The 22,859-nt window shown below is 58.8% G+C and carries 26 protein-coding genes; 7 read left to right on the forward strand and 19 right to left on the reverse strand.

The window, feature by feature from the left end; genetic code table 11:
- Nucleotides 1–114: 114 nt before the first annotated feature.
- The 4 genes from K0H47_RS01410 to K0H47_RS01425 are packed head-to-tail and all read left to right on the forward strand — an operon-like array spanning nucleotide 115 to nucleotide 4,067.
- The gene (locus K0H47_RS01410; protein WP_219271801.1) at nucleotides 115–1,041 is read left to right on the forward strand and encodes a DUF72 domain-containing protein; all 927 of its coding nucleotides are present in this window, start codon (nucleotides 115–117) and stop codon (nucleotides 1,039–1,041) included.
- The gene (locus K0H47_RS01415) at nucleotides 1,038–1,814 is read left to right on the forward strand and encodes an endonuclease/exonuclease/phosphatase family protein (RefSeq protein ID WP_063026830.1); all 777 of its coding nucleotides are present in this window, start codon (nucleotides 1,038–1,040) and stop codon (nucleotides 1,812–1,814) included. The genes K0H47_RS01410 and K0H47_RS01415 overlap by 4 nt, the downstream gene beginning before the upstream one ends.
- Entirely contained in the window at nucleotides 1,811–3,109 is a 1,299-nt protein-coding gene (gene clsB, locus K0H47_RS01420) for a cardiolipin synthase ClsB (RefSeq protein WP_177026917.1), read from the forward strand. The genes K0H47_RS01415 and clsB overlap by 4 nt, the downstream gene beginning before the upstream one ends.
- The gene (locus K0H47_RS01425; RefSeq protein ID WP_063026826.1) at nucleotides 3,087–4,067 is read left to right on the forward strand and encodes a lysylphosphatidylglycerol synthase domain-containing protein; all 981 of its coding nucleotides are present in this window, start codon (nucleotides 3,087–3,089) and stop codon (nucleotides 4,065–4,067) included. Before clsB ends, K0H47_RS01425 begins: the two co-directional genes overlap by 23 nt.
- On the opposite strand, the gene K0H47_RS01430 is transcribed toward K0H47_RS01425, so the two are convergent.
- The 3 genes from K0H47_RS01430 to K0H47_RS01440 form a co-directional block, all read right to left on the reverse strand.
- Nucleotides 4,054–4,806 carry a S9 family peptidase gene (locus K0H47_RS01430; RefSeq protein WP_003210032.1) on the reverse strand — a complete coding sequence of 251 codons (753 nt, stop codon included), beginning with the start codon at nucleotides 4,804–4,806 and terminating at the stop codon, nucleotides 4,054–4,056. The genes K0H47_RS01425 and K0H47_RS01430 overlap by 14 nt on opposite strands.
- The gene (locus tag K0H47_RS01435; RefSeq protein WP_218264216.1) at nucleotides 4,796–5,905 is read right to left on the reverse strand and encodes a DUF3182 family protein; all 1,110 of its coding nucleotides are present in this window, start codon (nucleotides 5,903–5,905) and stop codon (nucleotides 4,796–4,798) included. Before K0H47_RS01435 ends, K0H47_RS01430 begins: the two co-directional genes overlap by 11 nt.
- Before the next feature lie 171 nt (nucleotides 5,906–6,076).
- The gene (locus tag K0H47_RS01440) at nucleotides 6,077–7,057 is read right to left on the reverse strand and encodes a GlxA family transcriptional regulator (RefSeq protein WP_219271803.1); all 981 of its coding nucleotides are present in this window, start codon (nucleotides 7,055–7,057) and stop codon (nucleotides 6,077–6,079) included.
- A 95-nt stretch (nucleotides 7,058–7,152) separates the two neighbouring features.
- On the opposite strand from K0H47_RS01440, the gene K0H47_RS01445 reads away from it, so the two are divergent.
- Complete coding sequence (locus tag K0H47_RS01445; protein ID WP_219271805.1) at nucleotides 7,153–7,704, forward strand: cysteine hydrolase family protein; 552 nt, start codon at nucleotides 7,153–7,155, stop codon at nucleotides 7,702–7,704.
- A gap of 12 nt (nucleotides 7,705–7,716) precedes the next feature.
- Here the strand turns inward: K0H47_RS01445 and tam are convergent, their stop codons facing one another.
- On the reverse strand, nucleotides 7,717–8,478 hold the full coding sequence (gene tam, locus K0H47_RS01450; protein WP_219271806.1) for a trans-aconitate 2-methyltransferase: 762 nt from the start codon (nucleotides 8,476–8,478) through the stop codon (nucleotides 7,717–7,719).
- 104 nt (nucleotides 8,479–8,582) lie between these two features.
- Between tam and K0H47_RS01455 the strand changes: the two genes are divergently transcribed.
- The gene (locus K0H47_RS01455; RefSeq protein ID WP_219271808.1) at nucleotides 8,583–9,491 is read left to right on the forward strand and encodes a LysR family transcriptional regulator; all 909 of its coding nucleotides are present in this window, start codon (nucleotides 8,583–8,585) and stop codon (nucleotides 9,489–9,491) included.
- Between the two features lie 90 nt (nucleotides 9,492–9,581).
- On the opposite strand, the gene K0H47_RS01460 is transcribed toward K0H47_RS01455, so the two are convergent.
- Complete coding sequence (locus tag K0H47_RS01460; protein WP_003210042.1) at nucleotides 9,582–10,100, reverse strand: single-stranded DNA-binding protein; 519 nt, start codon at nucleotides 10,098–10,100, stop codon at nucleotides 9,582–9,584.
- 9 nt (nucleotides 10,101–10,109) lie between these two features.
- A complete protein-coding gene (locus K0H47_RS01465) occupies nucleotides 10,110–11,504 on the reverse strand; it encodes an MFS transporter (RefSeq protein WP_017476314.1) in 1,395 nt (464 codons plus the stop codon).
- Nucleotides 11,505–11,682: 178 nt separating this feature from the next.
- On the opposite strand from K0H47_RS01465, the gene uvrA reads away from it, so the two are divergent.
- On the forward strand, nucleotides 11,683–14,517 hold the full coding sequence (uvrA, locus tag K0H47_RS01470; RefSeq protein ID WP_010174605.1) for an excinuclease ABC subunit UvrA: 2,835 nt from the start codon (nucleotides 11,683–11,685) through the stop codon (nucleotides 14,515–14,517).
- A gap of 68 nt (nucleotides 14,518–14,585) precedes the next feature.
- On the opposite strand, the gene bfr is transcribed toward uvrA, so the two are convergent.
- From bfr to rplR, 13 genes are all read right to left on the reverse strand, one after another.
- On the reverse strand, nucleotides 14,586–15,050 hold the full coding sequence (gene bfr / locus K0H47_RS01475; RefSeq protein ID WP_003210048.1) for a bacterioferritin: 465 nt from the start codon (nucleotides 15,048–15,050) through the stop codon (nucleotides 14,586–14,588).
- A gap of 155 nt (nucleotides 15,051–15,205) precedes the next feature.
- Complete coding sequence (locus tag K0H47_RS01480; protein WP_063026817.1) at nucleotides 15,206–16,654, reverse strand: catalase; 1,449 nt, start codon at nucleotides 16,652–16,654, stop codon at nucleotides 15,206–15,208.
- A 250-nt stretch (nucleotides 16,655–16,904) separates the two neighbouring features.
- Complete coding sequence (rplQ, locus tag K0H47_RS01485; RefSeq protein WP_003210053.1) at nucleotides 16,905–17,291, reverse strand: 50S ribosomal protein L17; 387 nt, start codon at nucleotides 17,289–17,291, stop codon at nucleotides 16,905–16,907.
- 41 nt (nucleotides 17,292–17,332) lie between these two features.
- On the reverse strand, nucleotides 17,333–18,334 hold the full coding sequence (locus tag K0H47_RS01490) for a DNA-directed RNA polymerase subunit alpha (protein ID WP_003176403.1): 1,002 nt from the start codon (nucleotides 18,332–18,334) through the stop codon (nucleotides 17,333–17,335).
- Nucleotides 18,335–18,356: 22 nt separating this feature from the next.
- Complete coding sequence (rpsD, locus tag K0H47_RS01495) at nucleotides 18,357–18,977, reverse strand: 30S ribosomal protein S4 (protein ID WP_003210056.1); 621 nt, start codon at nucleotides 18,975–18,977, stop codon at nucleotides 18,357–18,359.
- An 18-nt stretch (nucleotides 18,978–18,995) separates the two neighbouring features.
- A complete protein-coding gene (rpsK, locus tag K0H47_RS01500; RefSeq protein WP_002555466.1) occupies nucleotides 18,996–19,385 on the reverse strand; it encodes a 30S ribosomal protein S11 in 390 nt (129 codons plus the stop codon).
- Between the two features lie 30 nt (nucleotides 19,386–19,415).
- The gene (rpsM, locus tag K0H47_RS01505; RefSeq protein WP_003210063.1) at nucleotides 19,416–19,772 is read right to left on the reverse strand and encodes a 30S ribosomal protein S13; all 357 of its coding nucleotides are present in this window, start codon (nucleotides 19,770–19,772) and stop codon (nucleotides 19,416–19,418) included.
- 129 nt (nucleotides 19,773–19,901) lie between these two features.
- Nucleotides 19,902–20,018, reverse strand: coding sequence for a 50S ribosomal protein L36 (gene rpmJ / locus K0H47_RS01510; protein ID WP_002555468.1), 117 nt, complete (start codon nucleotides 20,016–20,018; stop codon nucleotides 19,902–19,904).
- Nucleotides 20,019–20,045: 27 nt separating this feature from the next.
- Entirely contained in the window at nucleotides 20,046–21,374 is a 1,329-nt protein-coding gene (gene secY, locus K0H47_RS01515) for a preprotein translocase subunit SecY (RefSeq protein WP_003210064.1), read from the reverse strand.
- Nucleotides 21,375–21,812: a 50S ribosomal protein L15 gene (gene rplO / locus K0H47_RS01520; protein ID WP_003210066.1), complete on the reverse strand. Its 438-nt coding sequence runs from the start codon at nucleotides 21,810–21,812 to the stop codon at nucleotides 21,375–21,377. It lies immediately after the preceding gene.
- Between the two features lie 4 nt (nucleotides 21,813–21,816).
- Nucleotides 21,817–21,993, reverse strand: a complete 177-nt coding sequence (gene rpmD / locus K0H47_RS01525) for a 50S ribosomal protein L30 (protein WP_003186033.1) — start codon at nucleotides 21,991–21,993, stop codon at nucleotides 21,817–21,819.
- A 2-nt stretch (nucleotides 21,994–21,995) separates the two neighbouring features.
- Nucleotides 21,996–22,496 carry a 30S ribosomal protein S5 gene (rpsE, locus tag K0H47_RS01530; RefSeq protein ID WP_003186035.1) on the reverse strand — a complete coding sequence of 167 codons (501 nt, stop codon included), beginning with the start codon at nucleotides 22,494–22,496 and terminating at the stop codon, nucleotides 21,996–21,998.
- Nucleotides 22,497–22,499: 3 nt separating this feature from the next.
- Complete coding sequence (gene rplR / locus K0H47_RS01535; protein ID WP_003186037.1) at nucleotides 22,500–22,850, reverse strand: 50S ribosomal protein L18; 351 nt, start codon at nucleotides 22,848–22,850, stop codon at nucleotides 22,500–22,502.
- Nucleotides 22,851–22,859 lie beyond the last annotated feature (9 nt).

Genomic DNA, 22,859 nt, shown 5'->3' on the forward strand with positions numbered 1-22,859 from the left:
GGAGTGTGGTGTTGCCCAGCGCCACACCGTCTGTAGGACCGTCGAAACTTTCTCCCGATCATCACAGTCACCCTAAAACGGAGGTCACCACACAGTTAACCCACGGGAGTCATCATGGCCGCGATTCATATCGGCATTTCCGGCTGGCGCTACACGCCCTGGCGGGGGGATTTCTACCCCGAGGGCCTGACCCAGAAGCGCGAGCTGCAGTTTGCCTCACGGGCGGTCAACAGCATCGAGATCAATGGCTCGTTCTACGCGCTGCAAACACCCAAGCGCTACGCCGAGTGGTATGGCGATACGCCTGAAGACTTTGTGTTCAGCGTCAAGGCGCCGCGCTATATCACGCATATCCTGCGGTTGCGGGAAGTACACAAGCCGATGGCGAATTTCTTCGCTTCCGGGGTGCTGGAACTCAAGGAAAAGCTCGGGCCGATCCTCTGGCAGTTCCCGCCCAGTTTCAAATTCGACCCGCCGTTGTTTGAAGCCTTTCTCGCCGAATTACCCACCACTACCCAGCAGGCCGCCGCCCTCGCCCGTGAGCATGAGCCGCGCCTGAACGGCAAGGCGAGCATGCAGGCTCACGGTAAAAGGCCGCTGCGCCATGCGGTGGAGATTCGCCATAAGAGTTTCGCCGTGCCGGAGTTTGTCGAGATGCTCGACAAGCACGGTGTGGCCCTGGTGGTGGCGGACACGGCCGGCAAGTGGCCCTATCTGGAAGATGTCACGGCGAACTTTGTCTATCTGCGGTTGCATGGGGACAAAGCGTTGTATGCCAGCGGCTATACGTCCGAAGCGATCAAGCGCTGGGGCGATCGCATCGAACGCTGGAGCCACGGCAAGCAGCCCACCGATGCACAGTTGATCGACCCGAAACACAAACCCCGCGCCCGCAAACAGCGCGAGGTGTTTTGCTACTTCGATAACGACATCAAGGTGCGTGCCCCCTTCGACGCGCGGGAATTGCTCCAGCGTTTTGGCCTGGACCAGACATTGGCCACCGAACCCGGCAAGTTGCCGGACGCGGGGGTGCTGCCATGACCCACCCGGAGCTGATGCCGATCACGCCCACCGAAACCATTACCCGCTTCAGGGTGCTGACGGTCAATACCCACAAGGGCTTCACCGCGCTCAACCGGCGCTTCATTCTGCCCGAGTTGCGTGATGCGATTCGCAGCGTGGCGGCCGATGTGGTGTTCCTCCAGGAAATCCACGGCACCCACGAGCGCCATCCCAAGCGCTACAGCAACTGGCCGAGCATGCCGCAGTACGAGTTCCTCGCCGACAGCATCTGGCCGCAATACGCCTACGGCCGCAATGCGGTATATCCCCATGGCGACCACGGCAATGCGTTGCTGTCGAAATTCCAGATCATCCGCTACGACAACCTCGACATTTCCCAGAGCGGCCACGAAAGCCGCGGGCTGCTGCATTGCGTGCTGCGCTTGCCGGGCAACGTGCAGGAGGTACATGCCATCTGCGTGCACCTCGGGCTGCGGGAAGTGCATCGCCAGCAGCAACTGCGCCTGATCGCGCAGCGGATCGCCGAGATTCCCGCCGACGCACCGGTGATTGTCGCCGGTGACTTCAACGACTGGCGCCAGCGGGCCGATCTTGCCCACTGCGGGCTGCGGGAAGTGTTCATCGAAACCCACGGCAAGCCTGCCCGTACCTTCCCGGCGCGTCTGCCGCTGCTACCGTTGGACCGCATCTATGTGCGCAACCTCAAGGTGCATCAGCCACAAGTCCTGACCAGCCGCCCGTGGTCACATTTGTCGGACCACGCGCCGTTGTCGGTGGAGATCGAGTTATGAACAGCGCCCCACTGGAAAAGGTCGCGGTGGAACATATCGCGACGGATCAACCGCCAGACGATGCCGTGGCCCGGGACCTGGATTACGGCTGGCAAAGCGGTAACCAAGTAGAGCTGCTGGAGAACGGCGAGGCCTACTTTCCCAAGGTGTTTGAGGCGATGCGCCAGGCTCAGCGGGAGATCCTGCTGGAGACCTTTATCCTGTTTGAGGACAAGGTCGGTCACGAGCTGAAAGGCATTTTGATCGAGGCGGCCCAGCGTGGCGTAAAGGTCGTCGCCAGCCTCGATGGCTTTGGTTGTGGCGAGCTGACACCGGGGTTTCTCAGCGAATTGAGCCAGGCCGGCGTGACCGTGCAGATGTTCGACCCGGCGAGCAAGACACTGGGCTTTCGCACCAATTGGTTTCGCCGCCTGCACCGCAAGATTGTGGTGGTGGACGCCAGCGTGGCGTTTATCGGCGGGATCAATTTTTCTGCGGATCACCTGGGGGATTTCGGCCCCGAAGCCAAGCAGGATTATGCGGTGCAGGTGCAAGGCTCGGCGGTGGCCGACCTGCATCATTTCGCCCTCGCACAAAGCGGCCGGCGCGTGCGTAAACGGCGCGGCTGGCGGCGCGAGCAACGACCGTCGCCATGGGCCGCGGGCGAAGGCGATGGCCTGGTGCGGCTGATTTACCGGGACAATCTGCAACACCGTACCGATATTGAAGAGGCCTACCTGCACGCGCTGCGCAAGGCCGAGCGGCGGGTGGTGATTGCCAACGCCTACTTCTTTCCCGGCTATCGTCTGCTGCGGGAAATCCGTAATGCCGCGCGGCGCGGCGTGGAGGTGCAATTGATCATGCAAGGCCAGCCGGATGTACTGCTGGCCAAGCTGGCCGCGCGCATGCTCTATGACTATTTGCTCAAGGAAGGTGTGGTGATCCACGAGTACTGCCAGCGCCCGCTGCACGGCAAGGTGGCACTGGTGGATGAGGAGTGGAGCACGGTGGGCTCGAGCAATCTCGATCCGCTGAGCCTGTCGCTGAACCTTGAGGCGAATGTGCTGATTCGTGATCGCGGGTTCAATCAGCAGTTGTTCGAGCGCCTGGAGTATTTGAGTCAGAACCACTGCAAGACCATGCCGGAAAACCGCGCGCCTCGCGGCTGGTTCTGGCGGGTGACCGTGGGTTTTTTGGTGTTCCATGTGCTGCGGCATTTTCCGTCCTGGACCGGCTGGCTGCCGGCGCATAAGCCGAGGTTGAAACCCTTCGTTCATGAGGAGCGCCCGGATCATGACCCAAGCTCGCACCGCTGAAGAAAGCGCTCAACCCGGTTTTTTTAAACGCTGGAAAAAACCACTGACGGTGGTGTTTTTCCTGGTGTTGATCGTGTTGTTCACCCTGCTCGCCCGGCGTATCGACTGGAGCGAAGTGCTCGACACCCTGGGCGACTTCAAGCTGCGCACGCTGCTCATCGCAGGTGCGCTGACCCTGTGCAGTTTCCTGGTGTATTCGTGCTTCGACCTGATCGGCCGCACCTACATCCGCCAGCCGTTGGGCTGGAAGCAAATTTTGCCGGTGGGCATCATCAGCTATGCGTTCAACCTCAACCTGAGCGCGTGGGTAGGTGGCATCGCCATGCGCTACCGCCTGTATTCCCGGCTTGGGGTGAGCAGCGGGAATATCGCGAAGATCCTCGGCTTGAGCCTGGCCACCAATTGGTTCGGCTACATGGCGATTGCCGGCGCGGTGTTCAGCAGCGGGCTGGTGACATTGCCGCCGGGGTGGAAACTCAGCAGTGGCGCGCTGCAAGGCGTCGGCGTATTGCTGGTGCTGGCGAGCCTGGGTTATCTGCTGGCCTGTCGCTTGTCGAAAAAGCGCGCGTGGTCGGTGCGCGGGATTGAAATCAGCCTGCCATCGCTGCGCATGGCGGTGTTGCAGTTGGCACTCGGCGCGCTGAACTGGTCGCTGATGGCGGCGGTGATCTTCACGCTGCTGCCCAAACAACTGGATTACCCCGTGGTGCTCGGGGTGCTGTTGATCAGCAGCATTGCCGGGGTGGTCACGCATATACCCGCAGGGCTTGGGGTGCTGGAGGCGGTGTTCATTGCCCTGCTGCAGCACGAAGCGTCCCGCGGCAGTTTGCTCGCGGGACTGATCGCTTATCGCGCGATCTACTTCATTCTGCCGCTGCTGGTGGCCCTGGTGATGTACCTCGCGGTGGAAGCCAAGGCCAAGGCGCTGCGGGTGAAGAAGACGCCTACGACTGGATGATGCTCAAGCGTTCGCCCACCACCATCTCGGTAATCCAGTCCACCAGGATCGAGGTGTAGGCCTGCTGGGACACCGGGTCACTCAGGGAGTGATCCGCACCGTCGATAATCCGGTGGGTCAGCGAGTGCGTCTGCTGGCAGGCGGCGCGGTAGCTCATGATGGTGGCGTGGGGCACATGGTCGTCGGTTTCCGATTCCACGATCAGCACATCACCGGTGAACGCCGCGCAGGCATGCAGCGCGCGATTGGTTTCGGCGTGCACAAAGGTCCCGCGATAATCCATCAAGTCGGCCTTATCGAGGTCGCGCTTGGGCTTGAGCCATTCCTGGTCGCGGTACAACGCGGGCACCCGCAGCGCCAGCCAGCGTACGGGCCTCAACGAGGTGAGGATGGCAGCCAGGTAACCGCCGTAGCTGGTGCCGACCACCGCCACCGCCGAGGTGTCGATGGCCGGATGTGACAGCAGGCGGTCATAGGCTGCGAGCAGGTCCCGCAGGTTGTCTTCGCGGGTGACGCGGGATAACGGAATGCCGTTGCCGGCGTGGCCGCGAAGGTCGAATGTGAGGCATACACAACCAAGTCCGGCGATGCCTTTGGCGCGCTCCAGGTCACGCTCCTGGCTGCCGCCCCAGCCGTGGACAAACAACACCCCCGGCACTTTCGATTTGGGACTGAGGAAAGTCCCGCTCATCTGTTCGTCGTCGATATCAATGGCAATGGTTTCGCTTCTAGCCGTCATAAGATTTGACCGTCACGTACTTGAGAAGAAAGTCGCTGTTTTCTGCCGGGCCCCGGTACACCTCGATCGCGTCAGCCGGCAGTGGCTGGTCGACGTAGGTCTCTACCGAGGAGACATAAATCGCCCGCAGCCCGGGGTTATTGACGAAGCTTTGCAACGCCGCGACTTCCGCGCTGCTGGCCCCGCCCATGCGCCAGGATTGCTCCAACACGCCGCTGCGGCGCTGGCCATCGCTATCCAGGCCTTGGGCGATGTCGTAATTGCGCCGCGAGGCGTAGAACCCGGGATAGGCCTCATCCGCCGCGCTATCGAAGGTCTGCGCCTGTTGGATAGCCAGACGTACGTCATCGGGCAGCTCGAGCTGGAGCAGGTCTTCGTAGTAGCCCTGCACCACCAACAGGTTAGAACCACCATAGACCTCTTCGCCCTGCCCGTCCCGGGTCAGGTATTGATCACCGCAGTAGCTGATGACGTGATCGCCGATAAAGCTCTGACCGACACTGTGGGTGACCACGTCGCGCAGGTCCTGCTCCAGCACAACGCCTTCGCTGAACAATTGCGCCGCGTCGGGCCGCGCGAGAATGGCGTCGAATTCATCGAGGCTGCGGATCACTTCCTGGCCGCGACCGGCACAGGCATGCACGGGCTTGAGGCGGATCGGACCGGTGTAGAGCAAGTGGGTCGCCGCTGGCCGCGCATCTTCCAGGGCGTGCACACTCAAGCCATCCAGCACCACATTGCGGATGCGCTCCGAAAACAGCGGCGACCAGCCTTCCGGGGCCACCGCATTTTTATTCAGCAAGCCGTGGCTGACAGCCTTGGTGCAGATGAAATCGTGGTCGACGTAGCCGCCCCACAAATCCTCAGGGCCTTTGACACCCAACTGCCGCGCCTGGGCCGCGCCGACCAGCGTCTGGGTAGGTAACAGATAGAGGTCGCGCCCACTGTGCAGCTCAGGGTTATAGCTGCCGCCATATTTGAGCCCGAGGACGTGCGCCAGCCAACGGGCCAGTGCGCGGTTGGTTTCCACTTCGTGCAATGGCGCGTCCGGGCGGACTGAATGCGCCACCACGATTTTTTTGCGATTTGTCGGGGTCATGTGTCCCCCTTGGCTCTGCTGCCATGTGTGTAAGGAAACGGTAGCAGGGATCAAGCCAAGGCGGCGTTTGTTTAAACGCGCGGGGAATCAATCAGTTGCGGGAAAAGCGATAGCACTTGGCCTGTTTTATTCTGCACGAAGTGATCCCGGTGTCGCGGTTTTCTGCACGATTCAGACTTGGGCCTTTGTTGGGGTTACGCCGAAACGGCTTCGGTAGTCGCTTGGCGCCAGCCCGGTGATTTTCTTGAAGGTGGCGCGGAAAGCACCGGGATCCTGGTAACCCACGGTCCAGGCGATGTGATCAATGGTGCCGTTGGTGAACTCAAGCATCTGCCGCGCCTTGCCCACTCGCAGGTGCTGGCAGTATTCGGTGGGTTTCAAACCCGTAGCGGCGCGGAACCGTCGCAGGAAGGTGCGCTCCTCAAGTCTCGCCTCTAGCGCCATGGCAGCCAACGAAACATCCACCGCACCGCTGGCCTGCAGCCAATGCTGCACCTTGAGAATCGCAGCGTCGCCATGGGCGAGGATCGGCGCAAAGTTACTCCCGCATTCACTGGCGCTGTCGCTGTGTTCGATCACCAGGAAACGCGCAGTGCTGGCAGCGATGCTCGGGCCGAGCAAACGGTCCACCAGGCGCAGGCCCAGTTCGGACCAGGCCATAAGGCCGGCGGTGGTGATCAGGTCGCCGTCGTCGACGATGGGTTTGTCGGCTTCCAGGCGAATCGCCGGATAACGGGCGGCGAATGATTTGGCCGATGTCCAGTGCGTGGTGGCGCTGCGACCGTCCAACAGGCCGCTTTCCGCCATCAGGATCGAGCCCACGCACACCCCGCCCAGAATGGTCCCGGTGCGGTGTTGCTGGCGCAGCCAATCCAGCAATTCAGCGGACGCCTGGCCTTCGGAAAAGCCGGCGATGGAGGGTGGAATCAGCAAGGCGGTCAGCCCATTCCCGCTACCGGGCTGGCTGTCGAACACACGGGTCGGCGCATGGCCTGTTTCGGCCTGCCAATGACTGATGCGCAGAGACGGCAGTTGCTCGGACTGATGCTCGGCCGCAATCCGGTTGGCGACCGCGAACAGGTCGGTCAAGCCATGCACGGCGGCCATTTGCGCACCGCTGTAGATCAGCACGCCGAGCTCGACGATCGCCATTGTCAGTTTTCCCTCTGTTATTGTCGGTGCGGCCAATCCCCAGGCGCCGCGCCAGCCAGGATACTGGACGCATCAACCCTCACAAGGAAACCAACATGGCCAAACAAGCACTCATCCTAATCGATATCCAGAACGACTACTTCCCCCAGGGCAAGTGGCCGCTTGACGGGGTGGACTCAGCGGCAGACAAGGCACAGCAAGTGCTCCAGGCGTTTCGCCAGGCGGGCGATGCGGTGATTCATGTACGTCACGAATTTACCTCCGACGATGCGCCCTTCTTCACCCCAGGTTCGGAGGGTGCGCATCTGCACCCCAAGGTGCTGAACCAGGCCGATGAGCCGGTGGTGCTCAAGCATTTCGTCAATGCGTTCCGCGAAACCAACCTGCGGGCACTGCTGGAACAACGCAGCATCACCGAGTTGGTGGTGGTGGGGAGCATGAGCCATATGTGCATCGACGGCGTGGTGCGCGCGGCGGCGGATATGGGCTACGCCATGACGGTAATCCACGATGCCTGCGCGACACGGGACCTCGAATTCAATGGCACCACCGTGCCGGCGGCCCAGGTGCATGCCGCGTTTATGTCGTCGTTGGGGTTTGCTTACGCGAGCGTGGTATCGGCGGAACAGTTCTTGTCCGCCGATTGATCGCCCCTGTTCTTACCGGGTAGCGATAATGAAAAGGCGCGGAAACGGCAGCAACACAGTGCCATCGGCCAGCGCTGGATAAGCCTTGGTGATCCGCGCCAGGTATTCGTCCAGGAAGGCGCTCTTTTCTGACTCGGTCAGAGGCGCCAGGAACGGGCGCAATGCCGAGCCTTTGAACCACTCCACCACCGCAGCAGAACCTGCCAGCGGATGGTGGTAGGTGGTGCGCCAAACATCCACCGTGGAGCAGTGTTTGCTCAGCAGTTCAAAGTAGTAGCTCGCGGTATGGCGTTCGTTATGTTTCACCGCGCCGATCTTTGTGGCCCATGGACCGTCCGCGGCAACTTCCCGCGCCAGCTTGTGGGCCGGTTCATCGAGGTTGTCGGGCGTCTGCACCGCCAGGGTGCCACCCGGCGTCAACTGACTTACCAGGTGCGGATACAGCGTGGCGTGGTCGGGCAGCCATTGCAGCGACGCATTGGCGAGGATGACGTCGAATGTTTGCGCCGGGTTCCAGGCACCGATATCAGCCAATTCAAAATTCAACGCAGGCAGGCGCTTACGGGCGTCGACCAGCATGTCATCAGAGCTGTCCATACCGGTGACCAACGCCTGCGGGAAGCGATCAGCCAGGACCTCAGTCGAGTTGCCCGGGCCGCAGCCCAGGTCGACGGCCGTGCGCACGTCGCCATCAGGGATGGCCGCGACCAGATCCCGGACGGGACGGGTGCGCTGTTGTTCGAACATCGAGTATTGCTTGGCTGACCAGGTCATTGCGGCGTTCCTTCTTCTGTGAGGAGTGTCGACAGCCTAAATCTTGTGATCCATGAGAACAAATGCCAGGATTGATCACCTCCCATACCTGAAAAGTATTCCATATGCTGGAGCTCAGGCAGCTTAAGGCCTTCGTCGCGATTGCCGAAGAAGGCTATATCACCCGCGCAGCAGAACGACTTGGCATGCAGCAACCGCCATTGACGCGCCTGTTGCAAAGTCTGGAAGCCGAGTTGGGCGTGGTGCTGATGGAGCGCCTGCCACGGGGCGTGCGTCCGACCACTGCGGGGTTGGCCTTGCTGGAAGAGGCACGACATATTTTGGCCACCGTCGATGGTGTGGCCGACATTGTGCGCCGCGCTGCCCGGGGTGAACGTGGGCGCTTGGCGATTGGCTTCACCAGCTCTGCCGCCTTGCATCCATTTGTGCCCAGCGTGTTGCGCCTGTTTCGGGAAACCTTTGTCGGTGTTTCTGTTGTTTTGGAAGAAGCTGGCACGGGTGAACTGCTGGACGCGTTACTCCATGAAAAACTCGACGCGGCATTTATCCGTTCGCCGCTGAGCGGGACGCAGGCGTTGCAGGATGAACCGGTTCTGGTGGAGCCGATGTTGCTAGCGCTGCCCACAGATCACCCGCTGGCTATCGATCCGTCGACACCGCTGCCGTTGGCGGCATTGGCCACCGAAGCCTTTGTGCTCTATCGGCGCCGGGTGGGACTTGGGTTGTATGACGCGATTCTGGTGGCGTGTCGCGAAGCAGGTTTCAGCCCGCAGGTTGTGCAAGAGGCGCCGCGCATGACGGCGACGTTGAGCCTTGTGGCTGCAGGGCTTGGGGTTTCGATTGTGCCGGCATCCATGCAGCGGTTGCGGGGGGATGGGATTGTTTATCGAGAGCTGTCGGAGTGTCGTAGCCTGGTAGCGCCGTTGCATTTGGCAACGCGGGTGGGTGATACGTCTTCAGTGCTGGAGCGGTTTCGGGAACTGGTGGTGAGCGCCGCCTCTACTGATGTTTAGCCGGTTGCCAGCCACGAAATGAAAAACCCCCGAGGCAAAAGCCATCGGGGGTTTTCTGGTGTTACGCGACAGTTCGGGTCTCAAGCGACCTTAGAACGGAATATCGTCATCAAAGCTGTCGAAGTCGGCTGCCGGCTGAGGAGCGGCCTGCTGTGGCGCTGGACGCGACTCACGCTGTGGCTGCTGGGTCGGCTGCGGACGGGACTGCTGCTGTGGACGCGGTGCCGAGTTGGACATGCCGCCCTGGCCTTGTTGGTCGCCCTGTGGACGGCCGCCCAGCAGTTGCATGGTGCCTTGCATGTCGACCACGATTTCAGTGGTGTAACGCTTGATGCCGTCTTTTTCCCACTCGCGGGTTTGCAGTTTGCCTTCGATGTAGACCTGCGAACCTTTGCGCAGGTATTCACCGGCGATCTCTGCAACCTTGCCGAACATCGACACACGGTGCCATTCGGTTTTCTCGACCTTCTGGCCGGTTTGCTTGTCGGTCCACTGTTCGCTGGTCGCCAGACTCAGGTTGGTCACGGCGTTACCGTTCGGCAAGTAGCGAACTTCGGGATCCTGGCCGCATGTACCGACCAATATGACTTTGTTAACCCCACGGGCCATAACGTTCTCCTAGGCTGGGCGCGCTGTCGGCACTGGGTTGACCAGTTGCTCGAGCGTCGCGCGATCCAATAATTCGGTGTCCAATTTGATGTAGATGGCGGCTTCTTCAGTAACAACCACAGCATCCGTAACCCCAACAACGGCCTTAAGGCGCTCGACCAGACCGGCTTCGCGGATCGCTTCGGGCGATAACGGCAAGCGCAGGCTCGTCACATAGGGAGGTTCGCGCATGGTAACAGCAAAGGCTAGCCAGAGGGCAGCCAGACCTGCGCATCCCAGGAACACAACCGACAAACCGCCATGCTGGAACATCCAGCCGCCCATGATCCCGCCCAGTGCAGAACCGAGGAACTGGCTGGTGGAATACACGCCCATCGCCGTGCCTTTGCCGCCGGCCGGTGAAACCTTACTGATCAGCGAAGGCAACGAAGCCTCCAGCAGGTTGAACGCGGTGAAGAACACCACCGTGCCGATCACCAGCGCCCGCAGGCTGTCGCCGAACTGCCAGAAGAATAGCTCAGTGAGCATCAATGTCGCGACGGCGCCCAGCAGAACTCGTTTCATTTTGCGTTTCTTCTCGCCATAGATGATGAACGGGATCATGGCGAAGAAGGAAATCAGCAGCGCAGTAAGGTATACCCACCAGTGCTGCTCCTTGGGCAACCCGGCTTTTTGCACCAGGGCCAGGGGCAAGGCGACGAAACTGCACATCAGCATCGCGTGTAATACGAAGATACCCAAATCCAGGCGCAGCAGGTCCGGGTGCTTGAGGGTGGGCAACAGCGCTTGTTTCGCGACGCCCGATTCACGGTGCTGCAGCGGCCCGGTGGAATGCGGCACCATAAAGGCAACGATCACGATGCCGAACAGTGCCATGCCACCCGTGGCCAGGAACAGGCCGTGCAAACCGAACGCGCGGGTCAGCAGCGGGCCAACCACCATTGCCACGGCGAACGAAAGACCAATGGTCATGCCGATCATGGCCATGGCCTTGGTGCGGTGTTGTTCGCGGGTCAGGTCGGAGAGCAGCGCCATGACGGCGGCGGAAATAGCGCCAGCGCCTTGCAGGACGCGTCCGGCGATCACGCCCCAGATCGAGTCGGCATTGGCCGCGAGCACACTGCCCAGGGCGAATACGATCAGGCCCAGGTAGATCACCGGCCGGCGGCCGATGCGGTCGGAAATGATCCCGAACGGAATCTGAAACAGCGCCTGGGTCAGGCCATAGGCGCCAATCGCCAGACCGATCAGGGCCGGGGTCGCTCCTGCGAGATCCATTCCATAGGTCGCCAGCACCGGCAACACCATAAACATGCCAAGCATACGGAATGCGAACACCAGGGCCAGACCGCTTGCTGCGCGGGTCTCGCTGCCACTCATGCGTTCGCTGTGGGGATCGTGCATGGATAAACCTCGTGTGAACCGGCGGCGATTCTACCAGTCCCATCGATTGAGAGGGTATATGCGGCGCTTTGCCGCGCAGCTTTCATGTAAGGCTGCACCCGGCACTTTGACAGTGTATATTCATCCAGTCTTTAGCCGTATACTCCTGCATTATTTACGCCCGCCGTGCGAGGCCATCTTGGACAAGATCCTGATTCGTGGGGCTCGAACCCACAACCTGAAGAACATCGACCTGACCCTGCCACGGGACAAACTGATCGTCATCACCGGCTTGTCCGGGTCCGGCAAGTCGTCCCTGGCGTTTGACACGCTGTACGCCGAAGGCCAGCGCCGCTACGTGGAATCCCTGTCGGCCTATGCCCGCCAGTTCCTGTCGATGATGGAAAAGCCCGACGTCGACACCATTGAAGGCCTGTCGCCCGCGATTTCCATCGAACAGAAATCAACGTCCCATAACCCGCGCTCTACCGTGGGCACCATCACCGAGATCTACGACTACCTGCGCCTGCTGTATGCCCGCGTAGGTATCCCCCGTTGCCCGGACCACGACATCCCCTTGGAAGCCCAGACCGTCAGCCAGATGGTCGACCTGGTGCTGGCCCAGCCGGAAGGTGCCAAGCTGATGCTGCTGGCACCGGTGATTCGCGAGCGCAAGGGTGAACATCTTTCCGTCTTCGAAGAACTGCGTGCGCAAGGTTTTGTTCGTGCCCGGATCAACGGCAAGCTCTATGAGCTGGACGAAGCGCCGAAGCTGGATAAGCAGAAGAAGCATTCGATTGACGTAGTGGTCGACCGCTTCAAGGTGCGTGCCGATTTGCAGCAGCGCCTGGCGGAGTCCTTCGAAACCGCATTGAAGCTGGCGGACGGTATTGCTCTGGTAGCGCCGATGGACGACGAGCCAGGGGAAGAAATCATCTTCTCCGCGCGCTTCGCCTGCCCGATCTGTGGCCATGCCATCAGCGAGCTGGAGCCGAAGCTGTTCTCCTTCAACAACCCGGCGGGCGCCTGCCCGACCTGTGATGGCCTGGGGGTTAAGCAATTCTTCGACATCAAGCGCCTGGTCAATGGTGACCTTACGCTGGCGGAGGGCGCGATACGCGGCTGGGACAGGCGTAACGTCTATTACTTCCAGATGCTGGGTTCGCTGGCCTCGCACTATAAGTTCAGCCTCGAAGTGCCCTTCAACGAACTGACGGCCGAACACCAGAAATTCATCCTGCACGGCAGCGGTTCGCAGAACGTCGACTTCAAATATTTGAACGACCGTGGCGATATCGTCAAACGCTCCCACCCGTTCGAAGGCATCGTGCCGAACCTGGAACGACGCTACCGCGAGACCGAATCCGCCAGCGTGCGCGAAGAACTGGCCAAGTTCCTCAGCACCCAGCCGTGCCCGGACTGCCGTGGCACGCGCCTGCGCCGTGAAGCGCGGCATGTGTGGGTCGGTGAGAAAACCCTGCCGGCAGTGACCAACCTGCCGATTGGGGATGCCTGCGAATACTTCGGCACACTGAAGCTGACAGGACGCCGCGGGGAGATTGCAGACAAGATCCTCAAGGAAATTCGTGAGCGGTTGCAGTTCCTGGTTAACGTGGGGTTGGACTACCTGTCACTGGACCGCAGTGCCGATACGCTTTCCGGTGGTGAGGCCCAGCGGATTCGCTTGGCCAGCCAGATTGGCGCCGGCCTGGTCGGTGTGTTGTACATCCTCGATGAGCCGTCCATTGGCTTGCATCAACGGGACAACGATCGCTTGCTGGGTACGCTGAAGCACCTTCGGGACATCGGTAATACGGTGATCGTGGTTGAGCACGATGAAGATGCCATTCGTCTTGCGGACTACGTGGTCGACATCGGCCCGGGCGCGGGTGTGCACGGTGGGCATATTGTCGCCGAGGGCACTCCGGCAGAAGTGATGGCGCATCCTGACTCGCTGACCGGCAAATACTTGTCGGGCCGTGTGAAGATCGCCGTGCCGGCCAAACGTACGCCGCGCAACAAGAAGATGGCACTGCACCTCAAAGGCGCGCGCGGCAACAACTTGCGCAATGTCGATCTGGAAATCCCGTTGGGACTGCTGACCTGCGTGACCGGTGTATCCGGTTCGGGCAAGTCGACGCTGATCAACAACACGTTGTTTCCGTTGAGCGCCACTGCACTGAACGGCGCGACGACTCTTGAAGCCGCCGCTCACGACAGCATCAAGGGTCTGGAACACCTGGATAAGGTGGTCGATATCGACCAAAGCCCGATTGGCCGCACGCCGCGTTCCAACCCGGCGACCTACACCGGGCTATTTACGCCGATTCGCGAGCTGTTCGCCGGTGTGCCGGAATCCCGCTCACGTGGCTACGGGCCTGGCCGGTTCTCGTTCAACGTCAAGGGCGGGCGCTGCGAGGCGTGCCAGGGCGATGGCTTGATCAAGGTTGAGATGCACTTCCTGCCGGACATCTACGTGCCGTGCGACGTGTGCAAGAGCAAGCGCTACAACCGCGAAACCTTGGAGATCAAGTACAAGGGCAAAAGCATTCACGAAACCCTCGAGATGACGATCGAGGAAGCCCGAGTGTTCTTTGACGCGGTACCGGCCCTGGCGCGCAAGCTGCAGACGCTGATGGATGTCGGCCTGTCGTACATCAAGCTCGGGCAGTCGGCGACCACGCTGTCGGGTGGTGAGGCGCAGCGGGTCAAGCTGTCTCGTGAGCTGTCCAAGCGTGATACCGGTAAGACCTTGTATATCCTCGATGAGCCGACCACGGGTTTGCACTTCGCGGATATTCAGCAATTGCTGGATGTGCTGCATCGCCTGCGTGACCACGGCAACACGGTGGTGGTGATCGAGCACAACCTGGATGTGATCAAGACCGCCGACTGGCTGGTGGACCTGGGGCCGGAAGGCGGCTCCAAAGGTGGGCAGATCATTGCGGTCGGCACACCGGAGCAAGTGTCGGAAATGAAGCAGTCTCACACCGGCTTCTATCTCAAGCCGCTGCTGGCCCGCGACAAGGACTGATTGTTCAGGCCCACGAAAAAGCCCCTGTCACTTACACAGTGACAGGGGCTTTTTTGTAGCCGGAGAAATCAGAACTGCGATTGCAGGTAGTTCTCCAGGCCAATCAACTTGATCAGGCCCAACTGCTTTTCCAGCCAGTAGGTGTGATCTTCTTCGGTGTCATTCAACTGCACCCGCAGGATTTCCCGCGTGACGTAGTCGTTGTGCTGCTCGCAGAGCTCAATGCCCTTGCAGAGCGCGGCACGGACCTTGTACTCAAGGCGCAAGTCGCTGGCGAGCATCTCAGGCACCGTGGTGCCGGTATCCAGGTCGTCGGGACGCATACGTGGCGTGCCTTCGAGCATCAGGATACGGCGCATCAGCGCGTCGGCGTGCTGTGCCTCTTCTTCCATTTCGTGGTTGATACGCTCGTAGAGCTCGGTAAAGCCCCAGTCTTCGTACATCCGCGAGTGAATGAAATATTGGTCACGAGCTGCCAGTTCGCCCGTCAGCAACGTGTTGAGGTAATCGATTACGTCGGGGTGACCTTGCATCGCCCTACATCTCCCTGCTTGAAAGTCTGTAGTTTGAACCATGATGACCCGGAGGTCACGGGACCAACGGCAGAAAAGTGAAGATTTCCGGTGAAAAGTAGCTGAAATAACGCAAAAACCGCCCAAATGAGGGCGGTTCTGCTTATCGTTTAGAGTTAGTTAAGCGATACACCCAGTGCAGATGCGATCCCTTCTCCATAAGCCGGATCTGCCTTGAAGAAGTACTGCAACTGGCGCTGGACCACGTCGCTGGAAACCCCTGCCATGGCGCCGGCGATGTTGTTGATCAGCAGGGCTTTCTGCCCATCATTCATCAGGCGGAACAGCGCACCGGCATGGCTGTAGTAGTCGGTGTCCTCGCGGTGATCGTAACGATCCGCCGCGCCGCTCAGGGCCAAGGCTGGCTCGGCATACTGAGGAGCCTGTTTCGGTGCATCGGCATAGCTGTTTGGCTCGTAGTTGGGAGCCGCACCACCATTGGCGCCGAATGCCATCGAGCCGTCACGCTGGTAGCTGTTGACCGGGCTGCGTGGCGCGTTCACCGGCAGGTGCTGGTGATTGGTGCCGACACGGTAGCGGTGGGCATCAGCGTAAGCGAACACGCGACCTTGCAGCATGCGGTCTGGCGACAAACCAACACCCGGAACCATGTTGCTTGGACCGAAAGCCGCCTGCTCAACTTCAGCGAAATAGTTCAGCGGGTTGCGGTTCAGCTCCAGTTCGCCGACTTCGATCAGCGGGAACTCTTTCTGCGACCAGGTCTTGGTCACGTCGAACGGGTTCTCGTAGTGAGCGTTCGCCCGGGCTTCCGTCATGATCTGGATGCACACGCGCCATTTCGGGAAGTCGCCGCGCTCGATAGCGCCGAACAGATCGCGCTGGGCGTAATCAGGGTCGGTACCTGCCAAGCGTGCAGCGTCAGCCGGCGCCAGGTTCTTGATGCCTTGCTTGGTCTTGTAGTGCCACTTCACCCAGTGACGCTCGCCTTTGGCGTTGATCAGGCTGTAGGTGTGGCTGCCGAAGCCGTGCATGTGGCGGTAGCCGTCCGGGATGCCGCGGTCCGAAAACAGGATGGTGACCTGGTGCAGCGCCTCAGGGGAGTGCGACCAGAAGTCCCACATCATCTGTGCACTTTTCAGGTTGCTTTGCGGCAGGCGCTTTTGGGTGTGGATGAAGTCCGGAAATTTCAGCGGGTCACGGATGAAGAACACCGGGGTGTTGTTGCCAACGATGTCCCAGTTGCCTTCTTCGGTATAGAACTTCAAGGCGAAACCACGTGGGTCGCGCTCAGTGTCAGCCGAACCGCGCTCGCCACCTACCGTGGAAAAGCGCAGGAAGGTCGGAGTTTGCTTACCCACCGACTCGAACAGCTTGGCGCTGGTGTACTGAGTGATATCTTGGGTGACGGTGAAGGTACCGTAGGCACCCGAGCCTTTGGCGTGTACGCGACGCTCAGGGATGTTTTCACGGTTGAAGTGGGCGAGCTTCTCGATCAGGTGAAAATCGTCGAGCAGCAATGGGCCGCGTGGGCCGGCCGAACGGGAATTCTGGTTATCGGCAACGGGGGCGCCGCTGGCGGTAGTAAGGGTTTTATTCTGGCTCATGCTCAATCTTCCTCAGGTCAGTCTTGGAACTGCCGGCTAATCGGCTTGGGGGGCAGTATTGACCAGGAAGATGACACCATCAAATTCATTAAATCATGATCTTCGATAGAAATTAACTAACGAACAATCTGAACGGATAGCTAAAAACGGATTAAATAGCCGAATGACTATCCGCTCGAGGTTATTCGAGTTTTCTAACGCGCACAAAAAACCGGGCACTAGGCCCGGTTCCTCGTTACAGACTGACGTCTTACTCAGCGGATACAGCTTCACCGCCAACTGGACGATCGATCAGCTCAACGTACGCCATAGGCGCGTTGTCACCAGCGCGGAAACCGCACTTGAGGATGCGCAGGTAGCCACCCTCACGGGTAGCGTAACGCTTGCCCAGGTCGTTGAAGAGCTTACCAACGATAGCTTTCGAACGAGTACGGTCGAAAGCCAGACGGCGGTTAGCCAGGCTGTCTGTCTTGGCCAAAGTAATCAGCGGCTCAGCAACGCGACGCAGTTCTTTAGCTTTCGGCAGTGTAGTTTTGATCAGCTCGTGCTCGAACAGCGACACCGCCATGTTCTGGAACATAGCCTTACGGTGCGAGCTGGTACGGCTCAGGTGACGACCACTTTTACGATGACGCATGGTTCATTCCTTACCAAACTCACGTTCGGTGATTACGACGATCAGGCAGTCGCCTTGTCGTCCTTCTTAAGACTTGCAGGCGGCCAGTTGTCGAGGCGCATGCCGAGGGACAGACCGCGGGAGGCCAGAACGTCCTTGATTTCAGTCAAGGATTTCTTGCCCAGGTTCGGAGTCTTCAACAGTTCTACTTCGGTGCGCTGAATCAGATCGCCGATGTAGTAAATGTTTTCCGCCTTAAGGCAGTTAGCCGAACGTACAGTCAGTTCCAGATCGTCAACCGGGCGAAGCAGGATCGGATCGATCTCGTCTTCCTGCTCGATTACCACTGGTTCGCTGTCACCTTTGAGGTCGACGAACGCAGCCAACTGCTGTTGCAGAATGGTTGCAGCGCGGCGGATAGCCTCTTCAGGATCCAGAGTACCGTTGGTTTCCAGATCAATAACCAGCTTGTCCAGGTTAGTACGCTGTTCGACACGGGCGTTTTCCACCACGTATGCGATACGGCGAACCGGGCTGAACGAAGAGTCAAGCTGCAAGCGACCAATGCTGCGGCTTTCGTCTTCATCGCTCTGACGCGAGTCGGCCGGTTCATAACCACGACCACGAGCTACGGTGAGCTTCATGTTCAGGGCGCCGTTAGACGCCAGGTTAGCGATTACGTGATCGGGATTAACGATCTCGACATCATGATCCAGCTGAATATCGGCAGCGGTAACCACCCCCGAACCCTTCTTCGACAAGGTCAGCGTAACTTCGTCACGGCCGTGCAGCTTGATAGCCAGACCTTTAAGGTTCAACAGGATTTCAATTACGTCTTCCTGTACACCTTCGATGGCGCTGTACTCGTGGAGCACACCGTCAATCTCGGCCTCGACTACTGCACAGCCGGGCATTGAGGACAACAGGATGCGGCGCAGCGCGTTGCCCAGGGTGTGGCCAAAACCACGCTCGAGAGGCTCGAGAGTGATCTTGGCGCGGGTTGGACTGACAACCTGCACATCAATGTGACGGGGTGTCAGGAACTCATTTACCGAAATCTGCATGGATGCACCTATTTTCTAGCCCTTACTTGGAGTAGAGCTCGACAATCAGGCTTTCGTTGATGTCGGCGGACAGATCACTGCGAGCAGGAACGTTCTTGAAAACGCCCGACTTCTTCTCAGTGTCTACTTCTACCCATTCTACGCGGCCACGTTGGGCACACAGATCGAGAGCTTGGACAATGCGAAGTTGATTTTTTGCTTTCTCGCGAATCGCGACCACGTCACCAGCACGAACCTGGTACGACGGGACGTTAACGGTTTGGCCGTTTACGCTGACGGATTTGTGCGATACCAGCTGACGGGATTCGGCACGAGTCGAACCAAAGCCCATACGGTATACAACGTTGTCCAGACGGCATTCGAGCAGTTGCAGCAGGTTTTCACCGGTTGCACCTTTCTTGCCAGCAGCTTCTTTGTAGTAGCCGCTGAACTGACGCTCGAGAACGCCGTAGATACGACGGACCTTCTGCTTTTCACGCAGTTGGGTGCCGTAATCGGACTGGCGACCGCGGCGTTGGCCGTGGATACCAGGTGCTGCTTCAATGTTGCACTTCGATTCGATCGCGCGCACGCCGCTCTTCAGAAAGAGATCGGTGCCTTCACGACGAGCGAGTTTGCATTTTGGACCAATGTAACGAGCCATTCTTTACAATCTCCTGGATTACACGCGGCGCTTCTTCGGCGGACGGCACCCGTTGTGCGGGATTGGCGTCACGTCGGTGATGCTGGCGATCTTATAGCCACAGCCGTTCAATGCACGGACAGCAGACTCACGACCTGGACCTGGACCTTTGACGTTAACGTCGAGGTTTTTCAGGCCATATTCCAGCGCAGCTTGACCAGCACGTTCAGCAGCTACTTGAGCAGCAAACGGGGTGGACTTGCGGGAACCGCGGAAACCCGAACCACCGGAGGTAGCCCAAGAAAGCGCGTTACCTTGACGGTCGGTGATGGTCACGATTGTGTTGTTAAAAGATGCATGGATGTGGGCGATGCCATCAACCACTGTCTTTTTAACTTTTTTACGAGGACGAGCAGCAGGTTTTGCCATGATTAATTTCCTGTCGATTCGCGTGGGCGATTACTTGCGGATCGGCTTACGCGGACCTTTACGGGTACGCGCGTTAGTCTTGGTACGCTGACCGCGTACTGGAAGACCACGACGATGACGCAGACCACGGTAGCAACCGAGGTCCATCAAACGCTTGATTTTCATGTTGATTTCGCGACGCAGGTCACCTTCAGTGGTGAACTTCGCCACTTCGCCACGCAACAGCTCAATCTGCTCGTCGCTCAGATCTTTGATCTTTGCGGCTGGGTTTACCCCAGTGTCTGCGCAAATTTTCTGCGCAGTAGTGCGACCAACACCATAGATGTAGGTCAGCGAGATAACAGTGTGCTTGTTATCTGGAATGTTAACGCCTGCAATACGGGCCATTCAGTGGGACTCCAATTGACAGCTACCTACGCCCCGGAAGCCAAGAAATAGGGCGCGAGATAATATCGCTGTAATAACAAATAATCAACCCGGCAGCGCACTAGCTGCCGGGCTTCAAGCGGATCACACTCAGCCTTGGCGCTGTTTGTGACGCGGTTCCGCGCTGCAAATTACTCGAACAACACCTTCGCGGCGAATAATCTTGCAGTTACGGCACAGCTTTTTCACCGATGCACGAACTTTCATCACCAACTCCTCGAACCTTATGGGTACTCAGCGCAACATGCCGCTGCCGTAACCCTTCAGGTTGGCTTTCTTCATCAGGGATTCGTACTGGTGCGAAACGAGGTGCGATTGTACTTGGGACATGAAGTCCATCACAACCACGACGACGATCAGCAACGAGGTCCCGCCAAGGTAGAACGGAACGTTTGCTGCAACCACCAGGAACTGGGGCAACAAGCACACGGCCGTCATATATAGAGCACCGAACATGGTCAAGCGAGTCAGAACGCCATCAATGTAGCGCGCAGACTGCTCACCTGGACGAATACCCGGAATAAAGGCACCGGACTTCTTCAGGTTTTCCGCTACGTCTTTCGGATTGAACATCAACGCCGTATAGAAGAAGCAGAAGAAAATAATCCCTGCACTAAACAGCAGAATATTCAACGGCTGACCAGGAGCGATCGACTGCGAGATGTCCTGCAACCAGCCCATACCTTCAGACTGACCGAACCAGGCACCCAACGAAGCCGGAAACAGCAAAATGCTGCTCGCGAAAATGGCAGGAATAACCCCGGCCATGTTCACTTTCAGCGGCAAGTGGCTGGTCTGCGCGGCAAAGACCTTACGGCCCTGCTGACGCTTGGCGTAGTGAACAGCAATACGACGCTGGCCACGCTCAATGAACACCACAAAACCGATAATCGCTACTGCCAACAAACCGATGGCAACCAAGGCGAAGATATTGATATCACCCTGACGTGCAGACTCGAAAGACTGCCCAATCGCTCTCGGAAGACCGGCAACGATACCTGCGAAAATCAACATCGAGATACCGTTACCAACACCACGCTCAGTAATCTGCTCACCCAGCCACATCATGAACATCGCACCAGCCACAAAAGTGGATACCGCGACGAAATGGAAGCCAAAGTCACCAGTGAACGCAACACCCTGCCCGGCCAGACCAACGGACATGCCGATAGCCTGAACCAGGGCGAGGATGACAGTGCCGTAGCGGGTGTACTGGCTTATCTTGCGACGGCCAGCTTCACCTTCCTTCTTCAACTGCTCCAGCTGCGGGCTAACGGCGGTCATCAGCTGCATGATGATCGATGCCGAGATGTACGGCATGATCCCCAGTGCAAAGATGCTCATCCGTTCCAGCGCACCGCCGGAAAACATGTTGAACAAGCTAAGAATGGTCCCCTCATTCTGTCGAAACAGGTCTGCGAGTCGGTCCGGGTTGATACCTGGAACCGGGATGTGTGCGCCTATTCGGTAGACGATAATCGCCAGGAACAGAAAACGCAGACGAGCCCAAAGTTCAGACATACCGCCTTTGCCGAGCGCTGAGAGAGCACCTTGCTTAGCCATTTATTCCTCGAACTTGCCGCCAGCTGCTTCGATAGCCGAACGCGCACCTTTGGTGGCGCCGATTCCCTTGCCGATAGTGACAGCGCGAGTCACTTCACCGGACAGCATGATTTTCACACGCTGTACGTTGACGTTGATCACGTTGGCATCTTTCAGGGTCTGCACGGTAACGATGTCGCCTTCCACTTTGGCCAGCTCGGACAGACGCACTTCTGCGCGGTCCATGGCTTTCAGGGAAACGAAACCGAACTTCGGCAGGCGACGATGCAGCGGCTGTTGACCGCCTTCAAAGCCTGGAGCGATGGTGCCACCGGAGCGGGAGGACTGACCTTTGTGGCCACGGCCACCGGTCTTACCCAAACCACTACCGATACCACGGCCCGGACGATGCTTTTCGCGACGGGAACCCGGCGCTGGACTCAGATCATTGAGTTTCATCGAATTAACCCTCGACACGCAGCATGTAGTAAGCCTTGTTGATCATCCCGCGATTCTCGGGAGTATCAAGCACTTCTACAGTGTGACCGATGCGACGCAGACCCAAACCCTTAACGCACAATTTGTGGTTAGGGATGCGGCCGGTCATGCTTTTGATCAGCGTTACTTTAACGGTAGCCATGATCAGAAGATCTCCTTAACGCTTTTGCCACGCTTGGCGGCAATGGATTCAGGAGACTGCATAGCCTTCAAACCTTTAAAAGTGGCGTGAACCACGTTTACCGGGTTAGTCGAGCCGTAGCACTTGGCCAGAACGTTCTGAACGCCAGCAACTTCGAGGACAGCACGCATAGCGCCGCCAGCGATGATACCGGTACCTTCAGAAGCAGGCTGCATGTACACCTTCGAAGCGCCGTGAGCGGACTTCATTGCGTACTGCAGAGTGGTGCCGTTCAGATCAACTTGGATCATGTTGCGACGAGCAGCTTCCATTGCCTTCTGGATCGCAGCAGGCACTTCACGTGACTTGCCACGGCCGAAGCCAACACGCCCTTTACCATCACCAACCACGGTCAACGCGGTGAAAGTGAAGATACGGCCGCCTTTAACGGTTTTGGCTACGCGGTTAACTTGAACCAGCTTCTCAATGTAGCCTTCGTCGCGCTTTTGGTCGTTATTTGACATAACTTAGAACTCCAGCCCAGCTTCACGAGCAGCATCAGCCAGCGCTTTCACGCGGCCGTGGTACTTGAAGCCAGAGCGGTCGAAAGCCACTTGCGAGACGCCAGCGGCCTTAGCACGCGTAGCGACCAGCTGGCCAACCTTAGTGGCCGCGTCGATGTTGCCAGTGGCACCATCACGCAGTTCTTTATCCAAAGTCGAGGCGCTTGCCAGGACTTTGTTGCCGTCGGCCGAGATGACCTGGGCGTAGATGTGCTGCGACGAGCGGAACACGCAGAGACGCACGACTTCGAGTTCGTGCATTTTCAGGCGTGCTTTGCGAGCGCGACGCAGTCGAGTAACTTTTTTGTCGGTCATTTGCTATGC

The sequence above is a fragment of the Pseudomonas sp. Xaverov 83 genome (assembly GCF_019352905.1).
GTDB classification, from domain to species: domain Bacteria; phylum Pseudomonadota; class Gammaproteobacteria; order Pseudomonadales; family Pseudomonadaceae; genus Aquipseudomonas; species Aquipseudomonas yamanorum.